Source organism: Acinetobacter sp. KH_038, assembly GCF_057839405.1.
The window spans coordinates 2,496,587-2,515,699 of sequence record NZ_CM174489.1 but is presented as its reverse complement, the minus strand read 5'-3'; the positions used below and the strand labels follow the sequence as shown (position 1 = coordinate 2,515,699).

Sequence of the window (19,113 nt, the reverse complement as noted above, 5' to 3'; positions counted from 1 at the left end):
TGGATTGTTGTTAAGCATTATGTGAAAAATGTGTGAACTGGTCGATATTTTAAAATTCTGAAACACAGAGTATGAATACTTTATTAGAAAAATATTATTGACTCATCGTTATAGATTAATGACTAAAAAATATGGATTTATTTGATCTGATTGTTAATAGCTGAAATAAGATGTGCTATAAAATGACTCATGAGTGACTTATTTTTGTGCAACAACTTGAAACTCATTGTAGGATTAATGCAATAAATCCTACAAATTGTATCTAAGTAATATTTTAAATAAATATTAATTTAAATGATTAATAAAAATATGCTTTTTGCTATACAAAGAACTTAATTGTTACTTAAAACTTAGGGTGGCATGAAATTAGCTTTAAAAGACTAAATTCATCATAGAGGCTGAATGTTGAACAATAACAAAAACATCAGGCAAATGAAAAGTGATTAATGCGTATAAAAAAACTTACTCATTTTAATGACTTAAACCAACAAAAATAGGTATGAATTTGAAATCAGTAATTTTAAGGATGACAGTTCTAGCACTGGCAATGGTCTCGGCAGAAGGGGTTTCAGCAAAATCGCCTGCACAACCAGATAAAGTTTTGAATATTGCATTTGAAGCGCCTGATGATGGTTTCGACATGGTCAAGACCTATAATTTTTATAGTGGCAGTATTGCTGAAGCAATTTTTGAACCCTTATTACGTTACGACTATCTGGCACGACCAGCCACTTTAACTCCGAATACTGCGGAAGCCTTGCCCAAGATCGAGCAGGATGGCAAGGTCTATACCTTCAAGATTAAACCCGGCATCTATTTTAGTGATGATCCGGCATTTAAGGGTAAAAAGCGTGAGCTGGTTGCTGAGGACTATATTTATTCCATGAAGAGGGTCATGGATCCTAAAAATCATTCGCCGACATTTTCGTTTATCGAGGGTAAAATTCTCGGCGCAGATGCTGTCATCCAGCAGGCCAAAAGTTCTGGTCAATTTAATTACGATGCGCCGATTGCAGGACTTAAGGCACTGGACAAACATACCTTACAAATCACGCTTACGCGTTCCGACTTTAATTTCCCTTATATCATGGCCTATGTCACTTTTAGCGGTACCACCAGAGAAGTGATTGAGTATTATGGCGCACGTGCGGGGCAGCATCCGGTTGGGACAGGGCCGTACCAACTGCATAAATATGTGCCACGTAGCCGGATTGAATTGAAAGCCAATCCAGATTACCGGGGATTTACCTGGAATTTTAAGGGTGAAAATACTGCCTGGGATCAAGCTCTGGTAAAAGACATGCACGGCAAGAAAATGCCGCAAATTGGCATGGTCAAGGTCAGTATTATTGAAGAAGAACAGTCACGCTGGCTGGCCCTTAAATCGGGCCAACTGGATTATGACCGGCTTACCGCAAGTGGTGCTGAACAGGCTCTGGTCAATAAACAGCTCAAAGACGAATACAGGCAAAAAGGCATTTTGCATTATCCCAATAAAGATGCAGAAATTACCTATACCATCATGAATATGCGCGACCCTGTGGTGGGTGGGAATACATTAGAAAAAATCGCCCTGCGTCGGGCCATTGCCTTGTCGTATAACCAGAGTGAAGCCATTAAACAGCTGTATAAAGGACATGCAGATAAAGCCGAAATGACTATTCCCGAAGGCGTGAATGGGCATAATCCAGATTATAAAAATAGTATTGCCTATAATCCGCTCCTGGCCAACAAGCTGCTTGACCGTTTTGGCTATAAAAAAGGTGCAGATGGCTACCGTACCTTGCCTGACGGTAAACCTTTGATACTCAAAATGAACTCGACCAGTTCCAGTTCTTCCATTATTGCAGCCGAATTATGGAAAAAAAATCTGGATGCCATTGGTTTGCGGATTGAGTTTAAAATCAGTAATTTCGCCGATAACCTGAAAGAAGCCACGCAATGCAAGCATATGCTGTGGGGCGGGGCCTGGATTGCAGATTATCCGGAAGGAGAGAATTTTGCGCAATTGCTCTACGGCCCAAATGCACAGCAGGGCAACCTGAGTTGCTATACCTCTAAAGCGTATGATGCACTGTATCAGGCTGCCATGAAATTGCCACCAAGTCAGCGTACGCCCTATTATGAAAAAATGAACCGGCAAATCGAAGCCGACAATCCCTGGATTTTACACAATACCCGGGTGCGTAACTGGCTGATCCATCCTCAGGTCAAAGGCTTTAAAGCACACCCAATCATGAATTCTGTTTGGCAATATCTGGATATTGAACCTGTTAAAAAATAACTTGAGAAGATTAAGAACCAGTATGAACGTAAATTCAAATACTTTAAAAAAACTGGCAAGTGGGGTTTTAGTTGCCAGTTTGATGATGGCAGGGGTTGTACCCACATGGGCCGTTAATCCTGCAGATCCTAAAAAGGTGATTCGGGATGTTTTTCCGGTGGCAGAAACCGGATTTGATCCTGCCGCCACACACGATGCCTATTCAGCCCGGGTTAATAGCGCGATTTTTGAAAACCTGTTTAGCTATGACTATCTGGCAACACCTGCCAAGCTGATTCCCAATACTGCGGTTGCCATGCCCGAGGTCAGTGCAGACGGTCTTACCTATACCATCAAAATCAGAAAAGGCATTTACTTCGCCGATGATCCGGTGTTTAAAGGTCAGAAACGTGAACTTACGGCTTATGATTATGCCTATTCATTGAAGCGCCTGCTTGATCCAAATTTACATTCACCGAATAGCTGGTTGCTAGATGGCCGGATTGAAGGCCTGGACGCATGGGTGGCTTTAGGGAAAAAGAACGGCAAAGTCTATGACAATCCCTTTGAAGGCATTCAAACCCCAGACCGTTATACCCTGATTTTAAAACTGACCAAACCGGATCAAAACTTTCCGATGTTACTGGCACATGGCCCGGCAGCTGCAGTTGCCCGTGAAGTTATTGAAAAGTACCGTAATAAAGCCGGTTTTGTGATGGAGCGACCTGTCGGTACCGGACCTTATCTGTTATCGCGCTGGACTCCGGGTTCACGTATTATTTTAAAAGCCAGCCCGAACTACCGGGGCTTTGTCTGGAACTTTAAAGCCAGTAGCAGCGAAGACCAGCCTATTGTAGATGCATTACAGGGCAAAAAAATGCCGCAAATTGGCACGATTGATATTCGGGTCATTGAGGAGGCCCAGTCACGCTGGTTGGCCTTTAATAAAAATGAACTGGACATGACCGAAATTGACGGCGACATGGTGGTTCAGGCGCTTGAAAATGGGGTGCTCAAACCATCCTTAAAACAAAAAGGGATCCAGTTATCCCGAATTACCGATCCGCTGATTGGTTACCATTACTGGAATATGCAGAATCCTGTGGTGGGTGGTTTCAGCAAGGAAAAAATTGCGCTGCGGCGTGCCATGGCCATGGCTTATTCGACGGACAACATGATCAGTGTCTTGCTCAAGGGCGATGCCAATAAATTGCAGATGCCGATACCACCAGGGGTGGTCGGTTATTCGGCAGATTATAAAAGCAGTATTCCCTATTCGGTCAAGGCGGCCAATATGCTGCTTGACCGTTATCAATATAAAGTCGGAGCCGATGGCTGGCGCAGACAGCCGGACGGTAAGCCTCTCGAGATTGAACTGATTGTCGGTAATACCAGTCGTGGCCAGCAGCAGGCAGAATTCTGGAAAAAAGCCCTGGACAATATTCAGATCAAGATGGTCAGCAAAGCCATGCCATTTGCAGAAGCGATCAAGCTGGAAAAACAATGTAAGACCATGTTTAAAGGCTCGGCCTGGATTGCAGACTATCCGGATGCAGACAACTTCATGCAACTGTTTTATGGCAAGAATGTCAATGTCACCAACAATGCCTGCTTTAAACATCCTGAATTTGACCGCCTGTATGAACAAACCCAAAGTATGCCTGCCAGCCCGGAACGTGATGCGATTTATCGCAAAATGTCCCGAATTATGGAAGTCAACATGCCAGCGCTGATGCTGTACAGCACTTATCGTAATGTCTTGTCGCAACCCCGGGTCATTGGTTATAAAAACCATCCGATTCTGTCTTCAGAGTGGATGTATATCGATATTGATAGCAAAAAGTAAGAAAAATCTGGAGATAAATATGAAATCAAAGTCCTTAAAATTAAGTAGTTTATGTTTAGTGATGATGGGGGGATATCAGGGGCTGGCAGCAGAAACTCAAACTCAACTGCTGCCATTGTTTAAAGCGATAGAAATTCCAGCTTTATGTGATGCCAATCTGGCCAGCATGCAAAAAGATATTCTGATATTTGAAAATCGGAAAATTAAAAATAAAGCCAAGGCGGGAGCTTATCTGGCGGAATGGGATGAGTTACATGCCAAAGCCCGGGATTTTAGTGCGGCAGTCGGACTATATAGTAATGTCGATCCGGATCCTGCATTGCGTCAGGCCGCGGATGACTGCGAACTTAAAATCAGCAAATACCAGACCACGCTGTACCAGAATCCGAAACTGTATGCCCAGTTCAAAAAACTGAAAGCCAGCGATCCGGTCGATCAGAAATTCTTGCAAGACATTCTGGATCAGTTTGAAAAGACCGGGGTACAACTCAGTGCAGAAAAGCAAAAACGCCTGAAAGAAATCATTGAGGAATCGACCAAACTGTCTCAGGATTTTGCCAAAAATGTTCGTGATAATCCGAACAAAGTCGAATTTACTCCAGCAGAAATGAAAGGTCTGCCAGAGAGCTATATTGCAAATTTAAAGAAAAATGCGAAAGGCAATTATCTGCTCGGCTTTGATTATCCGGAATACCAGCCATTTATGGAGCTGGCAGAAAGTGATGAAGCGCGTAAACGTTACCAGACTGCTTATACCCGCCGTGGCACGGAACAAAACCTGCAATTTATGAAAAAAGCCATTGATCTGCGTTATGAGATGGCTCAACTTTTTGATAAAGAAAGCTATGCGCATTCAGCGCTTGAATTTCGCATGGCAAAAACCCCGGAAGCGGTGAATTCTTTTCTAGATGAGGTCTATAGCAAGGTTGCACCTTTAGAGCAGAAGGATGTTCAGGAGTTACGCCAGTTTAAAGCCGAGACCTTAAAAGTGCCACTCGAGAAAGCCGAAATTGCCCGCTGGAATCAGGGTTATTGGAGCGAAAAACTGCGTCAGGCCAAATATAAGGTTGACCAGGAAAAACTGCGCGATTACTTCCCGACCGAAGCGGCACAGAAATGGTTATTTGCTGTTTCTTCAGAACTCTATGGCATCGAATTCAAGCCGGTGAAAGTCAAGGCCTGGCACGATGAAGTGGAATACTATGCGGTACATGATAGTGCTACCGGTGAATTCTTGGGCGGATTATATGTCGACAAATACCCGCGTGAAGGTAAATATGGGCATGCAGCCGTCTGGGGCGCCTATGGCGGCAGTACCCTGAATCAGCGCCGTCCGGTCTCGGTACTGGTGACCAACTTTAACCGTAAAGGTCTAAACAGCAATGAACTGGAAACCTTCGTGCATGAAATGGGCCATGCGCTGCACGGAATTTTATCCAAGACCCGCTATTCAGAACAGTCGGGTACATCGGTAGAACGTGACCTGGTAGAAGCACCGTCACAGATGTATGAAGAATGGGCGCGTCGTCTGGAAACCTTGTCAAAAGTTGCCGATTACTGTGAACCAGCCTGTCCACGTGTCGATGCTGCCATGACGGAACGTCTTAAAGACGTGAAAAATTATGGTCGTGGTCTGCATTATGCACGTCAGACTTTATATGCCCAATATGATATGGCCTTACATAGCAAAGATGCAAAAAACATTGAGCCTTTAAAACTCTGGCAAGAAATGGAAAGCAAGACTGCCTTGGGTTATGTGCCGGGTCAGCAGTTCCCGGGACAGTTCGGGCATCTCATGGGTGGCTATCAGGCCGGCTATTACAGCTATATGTGGTCTGAGGTGATTGCGCTGGATATGCTGTCAGCCTTTGGCGACCAGCTGATGAATAAAAAAGTCGGTGCGCATTATCGCAATACGATTCTTGCCCAAGGTGGACAGAAACATGGCGAGCAGATGGTGAAAGACTTCCTGGGTCGTGAACCGGACAGCAAAGCGTTCTTTAATGAAATCTCTGGAAAAAATTAAGGAAGGCAAGCGATGCTGGCATATATTATTCGACGGCTCTGGCAAATGATCCCGACCATGCTTGGGGTGATTTTGCTGATTTTCCTGTTATTTAACTGGGTGGGAGGCGATCCTGCCTATATTCTCGCCGGTAAGATGGCCAATGCAGAACAGATTGAAAACATCCGGCAACAGCTTGGGGTCGATCAACCGTACTACGTGCAACTGTGGATCTTTATCAAGCAGATTTTAACCTTTGATTATGGCGTGAGCTGGAGTACCGGCGAGTCGGTGTCACAAATCATCAGCACCCGTCTGGGGCCTTCACTGACCATTCTGATTCCATTGACCATTCTGCAAACCATTATTTCCATCATTTTGGCCTTGGGTGTGGCCTCAGTCCGCGGCAGTCTGACCGATCGCATGATCATGATGCTGTGTACCATTGGCATGTCGATCAGTATTCTGGTGTATATCATTGTATTCCAGTATTTCCTCGCTTATGAGTTGAGCTGGTTCCCGGTACAGGGCTGGAGTGATAATTTCGCCGACAATCTTTTCAAATACGCCTTGCTGCCTGTGCTGATTATGCTGGTGGTGAGTATTGCCCCGACGCTACGCCTGTACCGCAGTTTTGTGCTGGACGAAGTCAATCAGGATTATGTGCGTACCGCGCGGGCCAAAGGTCTGGGTGAAAGCCGGATTCTGGGCGTGCATGTACTACGGAATGCCTCGATTCCAATTATTACCGATGTGATGGCGGGACTTCCGGCTTTACTGATTGGCGCCTTCCTGATTGAACGTTTTTTTGGTATTCCGGGGATTGGCCGTGAAGTGATTATTGCCGTAGAGCGTTCCGATTTTCCGGTAATTAAAGCGATTACGGTCTATGTTGCCGCTGCGACCATGATATTCAACCTGATAGCCGATCTGATCTATAAATGGGTCGATCCACGCGTACAGTTGAAGTAGGTGAATTATGCTGAGTGCGATATTTAAAAAAGAGCAAGATGCTCAAGCGATGCCTGAGTCTACTTCGACCGGATTGTGGCAACTGGCCATGCGCCGTTTGAAGCGCGACCGGATAGCCATGTTTTCCTTGTTGGTGGTGCTGTTTTATCTGCTGCTGCTTTTACTTTCCATTAGCGGTTTTATTGCCAAGGACTGGAATAAAGAAGTTGCGGTCAGTTATGCACCGCCGAGTTTTATCAGTACCGCGCCCGTACCGGCGACTTCTGATGAAGAAAAACAGGCAGAATCTGTGGTGTTACCCGTCAACCCAGCAGATCCTTTAAAAGATGTGATTGCTGAACTGAATGCTGAAATTGCTGCTGAACAGGGTGCTGGCGCTATTGATTACTACGGTGTGACAGATCCGCTGGCTGAAGATATGCGGGTTATTGATCAGCAACTCGGCGGGCAACTGTTAGATCAGGACAGCGAATTAAAGCAGAGCCTGATCTTTGGCGCAGACAAATGGGGGCAGGATGTTTTACAAAAAACCATTAAAGGTGCAGAAACCTCGATTGTGGTCGGACTGGTGGCGGCCTTTGTTGCCGTCATTATCGGTACGCTACTGGGTGCATTGGCCGGCTATTTTGGTGGCTGGGTCGATGATCTCCTGAACTGGTTTTATAATATCTTTACTTCAATTCCTTATTTATTGCTGGTCCTGGCAATTGCTGCGGTATTACAGCAGAAAGGGGTTTTATCGATTATCCTGATTTTAGGCCTGACCGGCTGGACCGGGGTTTTTCGTCTGGTTCGTGCCGAGTACATGAAACATACGGCACGTGAATATGTGCTGGCAGCCAAAGCAATCGGGGTGAGTAATTTACGGCGGATGTTTGTCCATATTTTTCCCAATGTCAGTCATATTGCGCTGGTGCAAATGTCCATTCTGGTGGTGGCCTTTATCAAGTCCGAAGTGATTTTGAGCTTTCTCGGTTTTGGCGTGCCGATTGGTGTCGTGTCATGGGGAAGCATGCTGAATGAAGCACAAAGCGAGCTGATTTTAGGTAAATGGTGGCAACTGGCCGCAGCCTCGATTGCAATGGCGATACTGGTGACGGCTTTTTCGATGTTTACCGATGCACTCCGTGATGCATTAGATCCAAAACTGAAATAGGAGCGCAACCATGTCTGAAATCAATCCAAGCACAGCACCTGCGTTACTTCGCGTGGAAAATCTGCGTGTCAGTTTTAAGGGTGAAAATAAACAATATATCGAAACCGTGAAAGGGGTTTCTTTCGAGATCCCTGCCAATACCACGGTGGCACTGGTCGGAGAATCGGGAAGTGGCAAATCAGTCACTTCACTGGCGACCATGGGCCTGCTGCCGGCAGAAAGCGCGCGTATTTCTGAAGACAGCCAGATTATCTTTGAAGGAAAAAATCTGCTCCAGCTGAAAACCCGTGACATGCGCCAGATGTGTGGTAAAGACATTGCCATGATTTTTCAGGAGCCGATGTCTTCGCTCAATCCGGTGTTTACCGTCGGCATGCAGATTGCAGAAATTCTGCAACTCCATTTAGGCATGAATAAAAAGCAGGCGCGGCAACGTAGCCTGGAATTACTTAAGGAAGTCGGTATTCCTGCACCTGAAACCAAAATCGATGCCTATCCGGGACAGCTTTCTGGCGGGCAGCAGCAACGGGTCATGATTGCCATGGCAATTGCCTGTGAACCCAAACTGCTGATTGCCGACGAACCGACCACTGCACTGGATGTGACCATTCAAAAACAGATTCTGGATTTGCTGGAATCGCTGCGTCAGCGTCGTCAGATGTCGATGCTGTTCATTACCCATGACCTGGCGCTGGTGGGGGAAATTGCCGATCGGGTGATCGTGATGCGACATGGTGAAATTCGTGAACAGGGTCTGGTTCAGGATGTACTGGATCGACCTCAGGATATGTATACCCGGGCTTTATTGCATTGCCGTCCACAGTTGTCGCAACGTCCGCTACGTTTGCCAATGATCAGTGATTTTATGAAGCAGGATGGTTCAAGCTGGCTGGAGGATATTCACCTGAATCGCCAGCTTCCGCAGCGCTCACGCGGGCTTAAAGGTGGAGAAGAAATTATTCTGGATGTGCGTGATCTGAAAAAATCTTTTTACAGCCGTAAGGGACTGTTTGGCAAAGATGAATTTCAGGCAGTCAAAGGTGTTTCTTTTCAGCTGGCCAAAGGTAAAACCCTGGGGCTGGTTGGCGAATCGGGCTCGGGTAAAACCACCATTGGCCTGTTACTGATGCGCTTGCAGCAGGCCACAGGCGGTAAAGCGCTGTTTCAGGGCCGGGATATTCTGGAAATGTCTGACAAGGAATTTAACCAGTATCAACGTAAAATCCAGATCATTTTCCAGAATCCCTATGCGTCTCTGAATCCGCGTTTTACTGTCGGGCAAATCCTGATGGAACCGATGCAGATCCACAAGATCGGCCAGGATGATGCCGAACGCAAACAAATGGCTCTGGATCTGCTGGAACGGGTCAGCTTGCCTGCTCAGGCTTTTTATCGCTACCCGCATGAGTTTTCCGGTGGTCAGCGCCAGCGGATTGCAATTGCACGTTGCCTGACCTTAAAACCCGAGATTTTGATATGTGATGAATCGGTCTCGGCGCTGGATGTATCAGTACAGGCACAGGTGCTGAATTTACTGCAAGATTTGCAGGATGAATTCGGTCTGAGCTATATCTTTATTTCACATGACTTGTCGGTAGTGAAGTATATTTCAGATCAGATCATGGTGCTGAATCATGGCGAATTGGTGGAAATTGCCAATTCAGATGAGCTGTATCAATCGCCACAGCATGAATATACCAAGCGCTTACTCAGTGCCATTCCGCAAGGGATTCCACAAAGTTCTTAATACATCATGCATAAAAAAAGTCAGGCAATGTGCCTGACTTTTTTATTGGTTTCAATTAAAACTTTTTAAAGCCTTTATTGATTCCGTATGGACGGCGCGGCGCATTTTCATCACGCTCTTCACGGCGACCAAAACCTTGATCCGGACGACTGTCACGACGCGGGAACTGAGTATTGCCGTCACGGTTGTCACGACGCACAAACTGAGTGCCATTCTGGTTTTCAGCTCTGTCACGACGACCATAGGCATTGTCATCACGACGCTCACGGCCAGTATTGTTTTGTGGTTGCTCATCACTGTCACGACGTTGCTGACGCAAGAAACCGCCACGACGTGCCGCCATCGGTTTGTCCTGCATACGCTCGTTACGACGTTTCGCCATACCAAACAGGCCTGTACCTTGACGTGGTTTTAATTCCACCGCTTTGGTCAGGTTGTCGATATCGTTTTTATCCAGTTCAATCCAGCGACCGGTACGCAGTTCACGTGGCAGAATCACAGTACCATAACGGGTACGCAGCAGACGGCTGACTTTCAGGCCTTGAGATTCAAAGATACGACGAACTTCACGGTTACGACCTTCTTTTACCACCACCTGGAACCAGCGGTTAATCCCGTCACCACCAAGTTCAGAGAAAGATTCAAATTTTGCCGGGCCATCATCTAACACCACACCTTTAAGCATGTTGTTACGGATCTGTGGCGTAACTTCACCCATGACACGAACTGCATATTCACGTTCAATTTCATTGGATGGGTGCATCAAGCGGTTGGCCAGCTCACCATCGTTTGTGAACAATAACAGACCGGTCGAGTTAATATCCAGACGGCCTACCATGACCCAGCGGTCGCCCGGAATGGCAGGTAACTGTTCAAACACAGTCGGACGGTTTTCAGGATCGCTACGTGAGCAGATCTCGCCTTCAGGTTTGTAATAGATAATCACACGACGACGAATTTCGTCTTCAATCTGGAACGCAACTTTACGACCATCGATGCGAAGCTCATCACCTGGTTCGATTCGTTCACCCACTTGGGCAATTTGCCCATTGACACTGACACGACCTGCGGCAATGACTTCTTCCATATAACGGCGAGAACCCAAACCAACGCGTGCAAGCACCTTTTGCAATTTTTCACTCATGACAGCATAACCTTAGAAATAATTATCAACAGTTCACCTATTTATGACTTCGGTGCATTTGCATCGAGGGCCATAAAAGCTTCCTTGGCATCCTGCAGGGGAGGCAATTGGCCTAAAGAATTCAAGCCAAACGCATTTAAAAATTGTGGCGTTGTCATTAACAACGCAGGTCTTCCAGGGAGTTCACGAAATCCGGACTCTTTAATCCAGTTCCAGTCAAATAGCGTACGCAAAATCTGACTGTTATTCGTCACACCACGAATTTGTTCTATATCGGCTCGGGTCACCGGCTGGTGATAAGCGATCACTGCAAGGGTTTCAAGTAGTGCTGGCGACAGGCGAGTTGGTCGCTCCGGCCAGGTCTGTGCAATAATATTACGATATTTTGCACGCACTTGAAAACGGTAACCTTGTGCTGTTTCAATCAGTTCAATCGAACGGCCATGCATCAGCATCGAAAGCTGCTGCAAGTACTGTCGTAATTCCTGCTTGCTATAACGATCCTGAAAGGCTTCTTTCAGACGCGCCAATGAAACCGCAGAGTCGCTGGCGAAAATAATCGCCTCAAGCTGCATCAACACTTCATGCAGATTATCTTCTGCCGAGACTAGCGTAGTTTGATCCGGTGTCATTGACTGGCTCCTTGAATTGCGAGCGGGGCTTCGATGCCGGTAGCAATAATCTGAATTTTCTGTTGCCGGGTCAGTTCCAGTACTGCCATAAACGTCACCACCATGCCCATACGGCCCTGGCTCGGTTTCAGCAAATCATCAAAAGACAATACTTCACCGGATTCCAGACAACTTTCAATATAGGCAATGCGTTCTTCTAGCAGTACCGGTTCCTGTTGTACCTGATGAATCACCGGTTCAGGCCGGTTAAAGACACACAGCAAGGCATCACGCAGTAAATCGATCGAATAGCCTTCATTGTTCTGCTGGACTTCGCCCAGACTGACATTGGTCAGGAAAGTATCACGTTCCAGAACCGGCATCTGCCCCAGACGTTCTGCGGCCTGTTTAATTCTTAAATAATTTTCTAAACGGTCAATCAGTTCCTGTTTGGGATCTTGCTCAAGCGCTGAAATACTTTTGGGTTTCGGTAACAGCAAACGGGATTTCAGGTCAGCCAGTAGAGCCGCCATCACCATATAGTCGGCTGTCAGCTCGATGTTCAGGGATTTCATTGCATCCATATAGGACAGGTATTGCGCTGCAATCGGCGCAATATCCACCTGTAACAGGTCAAAACCGTTTTTTTGAATCAGATAAATTAAAAAGTCGAGTGGGCCTTCAAAATGTTCTAATAAAATTTCAAATGCGGCTGGAGGAATATACAAATCCTCTGGAATAGTATCCTGCCATTCATCCAGAACCCGAATGTGCGGAGCAGATTCCATTGTGTTATGGATAATTTGAGTCATTACAATTATAGGCCACGCGAATTTTCAAAGGCATGCAAAGGCTTGATCTTCGGTATTCAATCGAATAAAAAGCACAGGATTTAGCGCTGTTATTGTACTGGAAAAGTAACTTTAAATAAATTAAATAAGGAGTCAAACAGACAAAAACTTAAAAAAATTATGGAATTTATTGGTAATTTAAAAGCAGATACCGAAAAAAGCGGCAGAATAGATCAGAAAGACAGGGGGCATCAGACGGCTTGAATTGAGTGCCGAGATGAAGAATCCTGGCTTATTTTAGGACAGTTGAGTTCGCTTAAAAGCGGATGAAACGCGCTTGAATACAAATGGCAGAACCGATTTTAATACGCTTGACCCTGAATGTAGCGGCAATCCATCCTCCATCTAGAGCTCAAGAGCCTTAGAAGGGCGAATGCTGATGTTGACCAGAAGCAAATTCGATCAGACGCTGGCATATTTCCGAAAGGCATAAGTTTTGATGTGAATAGAAACCAAGCAGTCGTCTAACCAGCATCAGTGGCAGGAAAAATCTGTATTCAGTCTGATCCACAGTGATCAGAGTGCAAGGCGATGGCGTTGCTTCGATCATGATAGCCCTGGATTGCAGGGTCCAAGGCAGTTCCGCATAGATCAGCTGCTGTACAGGAAATTCATGCTGGTTCAGGAGGATATAAAATAAATCCATAGACGCTGACTCCCGCAAAGGGCTAAAAGCTGGATGGCATTATCTATTCAAATGCACTGACATCACCCACGCCACGACGAATAATCTCTGGATGATCACCGGATAAATCAATAATAGAAGTCGTGCTTAATGTACCCAAGCCGCTATCGACAAAAACATCAATACGTTTGCCCAGTTGCATTTCAATATCATAAGGATCATCGAGTGGATCGCTCTGATCCGGCAAAATCAGGGTAGAGGTTAATAAGGGCTCACCGAGTTCTTGCAGTAACATCTGACACACCGGATTATTCGGAATACGTAGGCCAATGGTTTTCTTTTTCGGATGCATCAAGCGTTTTGGTACCTGACTGGTGGCAGGTAAAATAAAGGTTGTGACCGCAGGCGTATTATTCTTGAGTAAGCGATACATGGCATTGTCCACTTTGGCATAGGTGGCAATATCGGACAAATCACAGCACAGGATTGCATATTGATGTTTCGGGCCGAGTCCACGAATTTGCGCAATCCGCTCCATGGCACTCTTGTTTCCAATCTGACAGCCAATGGCATAGGCAGCATCGGTGGGATAAACCACCACATCACCGGCACGGATACGTTCCACGGCCTGACTGATTAAGCGGGGTTGCGGATTATCGGGGTGTACGCGTAAATGCAGCATAGAGTCTACTCCAGGCTTGGACTGATGGCCTATTATGTGGCGCTGTAGCGAGGTCTGGCAATCACAAAAAAGATAGATTTGTGTAATTTAATCAAGCATTTCACGTAGAAATTCATCAGATTGTAAACTTTTGCCAGCTCGCGTACAGGCACAGATAGATTGAATCAGGCGCTGTGCGTCACGTGGCAGTTTGGCTGTGCCGTTAAAATAAGCCTGCACCTGGGCATGCACATGATCTTTAAAGCGGGTGCCATCACCACCGTCACCGGTCAGGTTGTCTAACGACACCCGGAATTTGCGTCCAAAGGCCTGGGCAAACAGCCATTCGATTGCTTGCGGCTTGATTTCGACCTGTTCAAACAGGGCCTGTTGCTCGGCTGTACGGCCGTCAGGCGCATACCAGTAGCCCAGATCAGGCAGCAAGCGGCGTTTCTCTCCGGCTATGCTCCAATGACTGATTTCATGCAAGGCACTATTAAAGAATCCATGGGCAAACTGGATCCGGGCAGGGCTGTCTGCATCGGCAGGAAAATATTCGGGTTCAAAATCACCGCGGACCAGGATGACATTTAGATGGGAAAACCAGTGATTAAAGTGTAAGATGAGCCAGTCAACCTGCTGCGCTTCTGACGATAGATTTGCCCATGGCGAGAGTTGCACTTGTTGTGTTGAACTGTCAGAATCAAAGCTTGGAATTGTGCTAACGAGTGATGAAATATTCACTTCTGTTTGCGGCTGCAACAGATGCATGACTTGAGTTACCCAAATGGTCTGTCGAAATAAGTACAAAATTGTATCTTAATCTTTGACAGAGTACTGATGAATTTGTAGAATTGCCGCCTTAATTATGTCAGCAAATACCTTTCCGGCACAGATTGAGCCGTTTAAATGGGCTGAACAGGGCTTTAAATGGTCAGGTCAACTGCCTTTATCCCGCTTTGTTCGTATCGCTCGTGAAGCTGTTGGATCAATTGATGATCAATTGATTAACATAGACTGTAAGCTATCAATGGATGCCTATCATCGTATTGCATGGCTAGATGGTCACGTTGAAACAAAAGTTCCTATGGAATGCCAGCGTTGTCTGGAACCTGTGGAAATTGAGCTGGTTTCATCGTTCCATTTGGCTCTTGTGGATGATGAGTCACTGATAGAGCGCTTGGATGAGGATGCTGATTTCATCGTCCTAGGTGAAAGTGAAGCAACGACCAAAGGTGATTATGATGCACCGGCGACCGCTGATTTGCTCGCGCTGATAGAAGATGAACTGTTATTGTTGATGCCTTTGTCGCCGAAACATGAGTTTTGTGAACATAAGCATCAACCTGCCGTAGAAGAAGTGGCTGAAGAAAAACGGGATAACCCGTTTGAAGTTTTGGCTGCTCTGAAGGGTAAACTTAACTAATTTTTGTGTTATACTCTTGTGTATAAGACAATCGAATTTGTTCTGATCCATTTTTTCGATCTTTGTAAGGAGCCATCATGGCCGTTCAGCAAAACCGTAAAAGTCGCTCTCGCCGTGACATGCGCCGTTCACATGACGCTTTAACCGAGAATGCATTAACTGTAGACCAAGCTACTGGCGAGACTCACCGTCGTCACCACGTATCTAAAGATGGTATCTACCGTGGTCGTCAATTATTCGCTAAAGCATCTGCTGAATAATTGATGATGTATTAAGCGTCAAGCTTAGTAGAAAAAATGGGAGCACTTAGCTCCCTTTTTTTTGTCTTGGATTTTTAGGGGGATCGGTTTTTTGTTGTATTTGGCAATTACCGCCAGCAAAATTACATGCTAAATTGCGCTCCACAATGATTTAGGTGGCTTTATTGGCCAGTCTTCTTGCGACAACTGAAGATGATACCTCTTGAATGAAAGGATTTTATTATGTCTGCTACACAACTCGAACAAGCAGCACAAGCGAGCAAAACCGCATTTGTATTTCCGGGCCAAGGCTCACAAAAAGCCGGTATGCTGGCTGAACTTGCAGAACAGTTTCCTGGTATTCGCGAAACATTCGCAGAAGCCTCTGAAGCGGTAGGCTTCGATCTGTGGCAGATTGCGCAAACGGGCGAAGGTCTGGATCAAACTGAATTTACCCAGCCGGTCTTGCTGACTGCAAGTATTGCCTTATGGCGCGTGTGGCTGGAATCTGGCGGTGTGGCACCGAAATATCTGGCAGGCCATTCACTGGGTGAATACAGTGCATTGGTGGCGTCGGGTGCTTTAAGCCTGGCTGATGCGGTCAAGCTGGTGAACCTGCGCGGTAAGCTGATGCAGACGGCTGTACCTCAGGGTGTTGGTGCAATGGCTGCCATTTTGGGTCTGGATGATGCCAAAGTGATTGAGCTGTGTGCACAGGCAACTGCTGCTGGCGAAGGTTCGGTTGAAGCAGCCAACTACAATGCGCAAGGTCAGGTTGTGGTTGCAGGCAATAAAGATCGCGTTGAAGCAGTCATGGCACTGGCCAAAGAAAATAGCGCCAAAGCGATTGCACTGCCGGTATCGGTTCCATCGCACTGTTCACTGATGAAACCTGCGGCAGAACAGTTTGCACCTGCATTGGAACAAACCGCCATTGAGCTGCCACGCATTCCTGTATTACAAAATGTAGGCGCTGAAGCTGCGGCGGATGTCCCTGCATTGCGTCAGGCTCTCACCGCGCAGTTATATCAATCGGTACAATGGACCAAAACGCTGCAATTCCTGCAAGATGAAGGTATTGAGTACATCGTTGAATGTGGTCCGGGTAATGTATTGAGCAACTTGGCGAAACGTCTACCGAATATTGAAAAAGCACTTCCACTGGACAGCAAGTCTCGTCTGGAAGATGCGTTGAACACCGTCTTGACGGCAGAAGGGAAAATTGCATGACACAGGAACGTAAAGTTGCCTTGGTAACAGGTGCAAGTCGTGGTATTGGTGCTGCGATCGCGCAACAGTTGATTCAGGATGGTTATTTTGTCGTTGGTACGGCGACTTCTGAATCAGGCGCTGAAAAATTAGCGGCACAGTTTGCTGAAAATGGTGCGGGCAAAGTGTTGGATGTACGTGATGGTGCTGCAATTGATGCGCTGGTAACGGATATCGAACAGAACTATGGTCCAGTGCTGGCATTGGTCAATAATGCCGGTATTACCAAAGACAACCTGCTACTGCGCATGTCTGAAGATGACTGGGATGATATTTTAAATATTCACCTGAAAGCGGTATATCGCTTGTCTAAGCGTGTGCTAAAAGGCATGACCAAGGCGCGTTTCGGCCGCATCATTAATATCAGTTCTGTGGTGGCACACTTTGCCAACCCGGGTCAGGCCAACTATTCTGCTGCAAAAGCAGGGATCGAGGCATTTAGCCGTAGCCTTGCCAAAGAGATGGGCAGTCGTCAGATTACTGTGAACTCGGTAGCTCCGGGCTTTATTGCGACTGAAATGACTGAACAGCTAAGCGAAGAAATTCGTAAAAAAATGACTGAGCAAGTGGCGTTAAACCGTCTAGGTGATCCGCAAGATATCGCAAATGCTGTAAGTTTCTTGGCTTCAGACAAAGCTAGTTACATTACTGGTACAGTTATGCATGTAAATGGGGGCTTATACATGAGCTAAGCTCAAGTATAAACTTTCCAAATTTTTTAGATTCAATTAAACTAACGGCATTAAAAACGCCACAAGCAATGAGGAGAATTCCTGTGAGCGATATCGAACAACGTGTTAAGCAAGCAGTTGCAGAACAACTTGGTATCAAAATCGAAGAGATCAAAAACGAAGCATCTTTCATGGATGACTTGGGTGCAGATTCTCTAGATCTAGTTGAACTTGTTATGTCTTTCGAAAATGACTTCGACATCACTATTCCTGATGAAGATTCTAACGAAATCACAACTGTTCAATCTGCAATTGACTATGTTTCTAAGAAACTTGGTTAATCGCCGATTTCAGCTTTGCTGAGCATAAAAGACCACCGTTAAGGTGGTTTTTTTGTGCCTGCAATTTTTATATGAAAGGGTTTTACAATTGATTACCTTTCTGTCACCAATGACTAACTATCTCCCGGCTATTTTCATTATAAAAATAAGAGTGATATGAGTTAACAATAACAAGGGAATTGAAGATGGGTCTTTTTGATTTTGTAAAAGGTATCGGTAAAAAAAATACAGCTGCCGCAGAGCCGCAGGCCGCACCGGCCAATACTACCCCGGCCGCAGCAGCACAGCCCGCAGAGCCTTCTGCCCAAGAAGTAGCAAATAAACTGCTTGGCCATGTAAAAAGTCTGGGTTTACCAATTAGCGGTTTATCGATCAGCTATAACTCGACTTCGGATCTGGCCACTGTCAGAGGTCAGGTACAAAGTCAGGCCGATCGTGAAAAAATTATTCTGGCGGTCGGAAATATTGATCATGTGGCCAAAGTAGATGACCAGCTGACTGTGAATAGCCCTGAACCGGAAAGCAAATTCTATACGGTTAAATCAGGTGACAGCCTGTCAAAAATCTCGAAAGAATTTTATGGCGATGCCAATCAGTACAATAAGATTTTCGAAGCCAATCGTCCGTTACTGAAAAATGCGGATGATATTTTCCCGGGGCAGGTATTGCGTATTCCTGCCTAAGAGCGAGTAGCACAAGCGTATAAGTTTTATTATAAAGCCCCAACCGGGGCTTTTTTGTTGTAGATGCTTTTAAAGCGGGTCATCAAATACCCAGATCCAGATATAAACTTTCTTTCACTTCTTCCATCACTACATAACTGTGCGAGGAAGCAGAGGCGGGCAGTTTTTTCAGTAAATCTCCTAACAGGCGGCGGTAGGCACTCATCTCTTTGAGACGTGCCTTGACCAGATAATCAAAGTCACCAGAGATTAAATGACATTCCAGTACTTCCGGGATTTCGGTCAGATTGCGCGCCACCTGATCAAATACATCGCCCGATTTGGCAGAAAGCTTGATCTCCAGAAAGACCAGTAAATTACGCTCCAGCATTTCCGGATTTAAACGTGCGTAGTACCCCATGATAATGCCTTCACGTTCCAGGCGTTTTACCCGTTCTGAACAGGGGGTGGTTGATAAATTCACACGCGCTGCCAGTTCGCTGATGGCAATCCGGCCATCACGTTGCAGGATGTCTAAAATCATGCGATCAATGCGGTCTAATTTACGCATCAATATTTTCCTCTTTTTTTTAATTCTGCCCGAAAAAATGATTATTTCACTGA

The 19,113-nt window shown here is 45.9% G+C and carries 19 protein-coding genes; 12 read left to right on the top strand and 7 right to left on the bottom strand.

All coding sequences use genetic code 11. The annotated features are described in order from the left end of the window. Positions 1 to 526: 526 nt before the first annotated feature. From AC3IT7_RS11875 to AC3IT7_RS11850, 6 genes are read left to right on the top strand one after another with little or no spacing between them, the layout of a single operon-like run. The gene (locus AC3IT7_RS11875; RefSeq protein ID WP_489248601.1) at positions 527 to 2,284 is read left to right on the top strand and encodes an ABC transporter substrate-binding protein; all 1,758 of its coding nucleotides are present in this window, start codon (positions 527 to 529) and stop codon (positions 2,282 to 2,284) included. Between the two features lie 22 nt (positions 2,285 to 2,306). Next, the gene (locus tag AC3IT7_RS11870) at positions 2,307 to 4,109 is read left to right on the top strand and encodes an ABC transporter substrate-binding protein (RefSeq protein ID WP_489248600.1); all 1,803 of its coding nucleotides are present in this window, start codon (positions 2,307 to 2,309) and stop codon (positions 4,107 to 4,109) included. Between the two features lie 19 nt (positions 4,110 to 4,128). Continuing rightward, positions 4,129 to 6,135 (top strand): M3 family metallopeptidase, encoded by a 2,007-nt coding sequence (locus tag AC3IT7_RS11865; protein WP_489248599.1) that lies wholly within the window; start codon positions 4,129 to 4,131, stop codon positions 6,133 to 6,135. Positions 6,136 to 6,147: 12 nt separating this feature from the next. Continuing rightward, positions 6,148 to 7,086, top strand: a complete 939-nt coding sequence (locus AC3IT7_RS11860; RefSeq protein ID WP_005095968.1) for an ABC transporter permease — start codon at positions 6,148 to 6,150, stop codon at positions 7,084 to 7,086. 7 nt (positions 7,087 to 7,093) lie between these two features. Then, positions 7,094 to 8,242 (top strand): ABC transporter permease, encoded by a 1,149-nt coding sequence (locus tag AC3IT7_RS11855; protein ID WP_489248598.1) that lies wholly within the window; start codon positions 7,094 to 7,096, stop codon positions 8,240 to 8,242. Between the two features lie 10 nt (positions 8,243 to 8,252). After that, complete coding sequence (locus AC3IT7_RS11850) at positions 8,253 to 9,989, top strand: ABC transporter ATP-binding protein (protein WP_489248597.1); 1,737 nt, start codon at positions 8,253 to 8,255, stop codon at positions 9,987 to 9,989. Positions 9,990 to 10,044: 55 nt separating this feature from the next. On the opposite strand, the gene rluB is transcribed toward AC3IT7_RS11850, so the two are convergent. From rluB to AC3IT7_RS11820, 6 genes are all read right to left on the bottom strand, one after another. Next, positions 10,045 to 11,133 carry a 23S rRNA pseudouridine(2605) synthase RluB gene (gene rluB, locus AC3IT7_RS11845; RefSeq protein WP_100357338.1) on the bottom strand — a complete coding sequence of 363 codons (1,089 nt, stop codon included), beginning with the start codon at positions 11,131 to 11,133 and terminating at the stop codon, positions 10,045 to 10,047. Between the two features lie 41 nt (positions 11,134 to 11,174). Beyond that, positions 11,175 to 11,765 (bottom strand): SMC-Scp complex subunit ScpB, encoded by a 591-nt coding sequence (gene scpB / locus AC3IT7_RS11840; protein ID WP_475654447.1) that lies wholly within the window; start codon positions 11,763 to 11,765, stop codon positions 11,175 to 11,177. Beyond that, positions 11,762 to 12,556, bottom strand: a complete 795-nt coding sequence (locus AC3IT7_RS11835; protein WP_489248596.1) for a segregation and condensation protein A — start codon at positions 12,554 to 12,556, stop codon at positions 11,762 to 11,764. The genes scpB and AC3IT7_RS11835 overlap by 4 nt, the downstream gene beginning before the upstream one ends. Before the next feature lie 400 nt (positions 12,557 to 12,956). Then, positions 12,957 to 13,241 carry a hypothetical protein gene (locus AC3IT7_RS11830; protein WP_489248595.1) on the bottom strand — a complete coding sequence of 95 codons (285 nt, stop codon included), beginning with the start codon at positions 13,239 to 13,241 and terminating at the stop codon, positions 12,957 to 12,959. 43 nt (positions 13,242 to 13,284) lie between these two features. Next, positions 13,285 to 13,902, bottom strand: coding sequence for an L-threonylcarbamoyladenylate synthase (locus tag AC3IT7_RS11825; RefSeq protein WP_475654450.1), 618 nt, complete (start codon positions 13,900 to 13,902; stop codon positions 13,285 to 13,287). Positions 13,903 to 13,989: 87 nt separating this feature from the next. Next, positions 13,990 to 14,652 (bottom strand): elongation factor P hydroxylase, encoded by a 663-nt coding sequence (locus AC3IT7_RS11820; protein WP_489250013.1) that lies wholly within the window; start codon positions 14,650 to 14,652, stop codon positions 13,990 to 13,992. A 97-nt stretch (positions 14,653 to 14,749) separates the two neighbouring features. On the opposite strand from AC3IT7_RS11820, the gene AC3IT7_RS11815 reads away from it, so the two are divergent. The 6 genes from AC3IT7_RS11815 to lysM all read left to right on the top strand — a co-directional run bounded on the left by AC3IT7_RS11815 (position 14,750) and on the right by lysM (position 18,510). Next, complete coding sequence (locus tag AC3IT7_RS11815; protein ID WP_475653364.1) at positions 14,750 to 15,307, top strand: YceD family protein; 558 nt, start codon at positions 14,750 to 14,752, stop codon at positions 15,305 to 15,307. 77 nt (positions 15,308 to 15,384) lie between these two features. Beyond that, positions 15,385 to 15,567 (top strand): 50S ribosomal protein L32, encoded by a 183-nt coding sequence (rpmF, locus tag AC3IT7_RS11810; RefSeq protein ID WP_004279227.1) that lies wholly within the window; start codon positions 15,385 to 15,387, stop codon positions 15,565 to 15,567. Between the two features lie 222 nt (positions 15,568 to 15,789). After that, positions 15,790 to 16,776 carry an ACP S-malonyltransferase gene (gene fabD, locus AC3IT7_RS11805; protein ID WP_475653365.1) on the top strand — a complete coding sequence of 329 codons (987 nt, stop codon included), beginning with the start codon at positions 15,790 to 15,792 and terminating at the stop codon, positions 16,774 to 16,776. Beyond that, positions 16,773 to 17,507, top strand: a complete 735-nt coding sequence (gene fabG, locus AC3IT7_RS11800; RefSeq protein ID WP_475653366.1) for a 3-oxoacyl-ACP reductase FabG — start codon at positions 16,773 to 16,775, stop codon at positions 17,505 to 17,507. Before fabD ends, fabG begins: the two co-directional genes overlap by 4 nt. An 83-nt stretch (positions 17,508 to 17,590) precedes the next feature. Continuing rightward, complete coding sequence (gene acpP, locus AC3IT7_RS11795) at positions 17,591 to 17,827, top strand: acyl carrier protein (RefSeq protein WP_004646101.1); 237 nt, start codon at positions 17,591 to 17,593, stop codon at positions 17,825 to 17,827. Positions 17,828 to 18,012: 185 nt separating this feature from the next. Further along, positions 18,013 to 18,510 (top strand): peptidoglycan-binding protein LysM, encoded by a 498-nt coding sequence (gene lysM, locus AC3IT7_RS11790; protein WP_489248594.1) that lies wholly within the window; start codon positions 18,013 to 18,015, stop codon positions 18,508 to 18,510. Between the two features lie 82 nt (positions 18,511 to 18,592). Here lysM and AC3IT7_RS11785 read toward each other — a convergent pair whose 3' ends face one another. Continuing rightward, a complete protein-coding gene (locus AC3IT7_RS11785) occupies positions 18,593 to 19,060 on the bottom strand; it encodes an Lrp/AsnC ligand binding domain-containing protein (RefSeq protein ID WP_004646102.1) in 468 nt (155 codons plus the stop codon). Between the last annotated feature and the right edge of the window lie 53 nt (positions 19,061 to 19,113).

Coding starts and splice junctions, on each gene's coding strand:
- rluB (WP_100357338.1), bottom strand. CDS start 11,133: ATGAGTGAAAAATTGCAAAAGGTGCTTGCACGCGTTGGTTTGGGTTCT.
- AC3IT7_RS11830 (WP_489248595.1), bottom strand. CDS start 13,241: ATGGATTTATTTTATATCCTCCTGAACCAGCATGAATTTCCTGTACAG.
- AC3IT7_RS11855 (WP_489248598.1), top strand. CDS start 7,094: ATGCTGAGTGCGATATTTAAAAAAGAGCAAGATGCTCAAGCGATGCCT.
- AC3IT7_RS11850 (WP_489248597.1), top strand. CDS start 8,253: ATGTCTGAAATCAATCCAAGCACAGCACCTGCGTTACTTCGCGTGGAA.
- AC3IT7_RS11815 (WP_475653364.1), top strand. CDS start 14,750: ATGTCAGCAAATACCTTTCCGGCACAGATTGAGCCGTTTAAATGGGCT.
- AC3IT7_RS11860 (WP_005095968.1), top strand. CDS start 6,148: ATGCTGGCATATATTATTCGACGGCTCTGGCAAATGATCCCGACCATG.
- rpmF (WP_004279227.1), top strand. CDS start 15,385: ATGGCCGTTCAGCAAAACCGTAAAAGTCGCTCTCGCCGTGACATGCGC.
- scpB (WP_475654447.1), bottom strand. CDS start 11,765: ATGACACCGGATCAAACTACGCTAGTCTCGGCAGAAGATAATCTGCAT.
- lysM (WP_489248594.1), top strand. CDS start 18,013: ATGGGTCTTTTTGATTTTGTAAAAGGTATCGGTAAAAAAAATACAGCT.
- AC3IT7_RS11865 (WP_489248599.1), top strand. CDS start 4,129: ATGAAATCAAAGTCCTTAAAATTAAGTAGTTTATGTTTAGTGATGATG.
- fabD (WP_475653365.1), top strand. CDS start 15,790: ATGTCTGCTACACAACTCGAACAAGCAGCACAAGCGAGCAAAACCGCA.
- fabG (WP_475653366.1), top strand. CDS start 16,773: ATGACACAGGAACGTAAAGTTGCCTTGGTAACAGGTGCAAGTCGTGGT.
- AC3IT7_RS11835 (WP_489248596.1), bottom strand. CDS start 12,556: ATGACTCAAATTATCCATAACACAATGGAATCTGCTCCGCACATTCGG.
- AC3IT7_RS11875 (WP_489248601.1), top strand. CDS start 527: ATGACAGTTCTAGCACTGGCAATGGTCTCGGCAGAAGGGGTTTCAGCA.
- AC3IT7_RS11870 (WP_489248600.1), top strand. CDS start 2,307: ATGAACGTAAATTCAAATACTTTAAAAAAACTGGCAAGTGGGGTTTTA.
- AC3IT7_RS11785 (WP_004646102.1), bottom strand. CDS start 19,060: ATGCGTAAATTAGACCGCATTGATCGCATGATTTTAGACATCCTGCAA.
- AC3IT7_RS11825 (WP_475654450.1), bottom strand. CDS start 13,902: ATGCTGCATTTACGCGTACACCCCGATAATCCGCAACCCCGCTTAATC.
- AC3IT7_RS11820 (WP_489250013.1), bottom strand. CDS start 14,652: ATGCATCTGTTGCAGCCGCAAACAGAAGTGAATATTTCATCACTCGTT.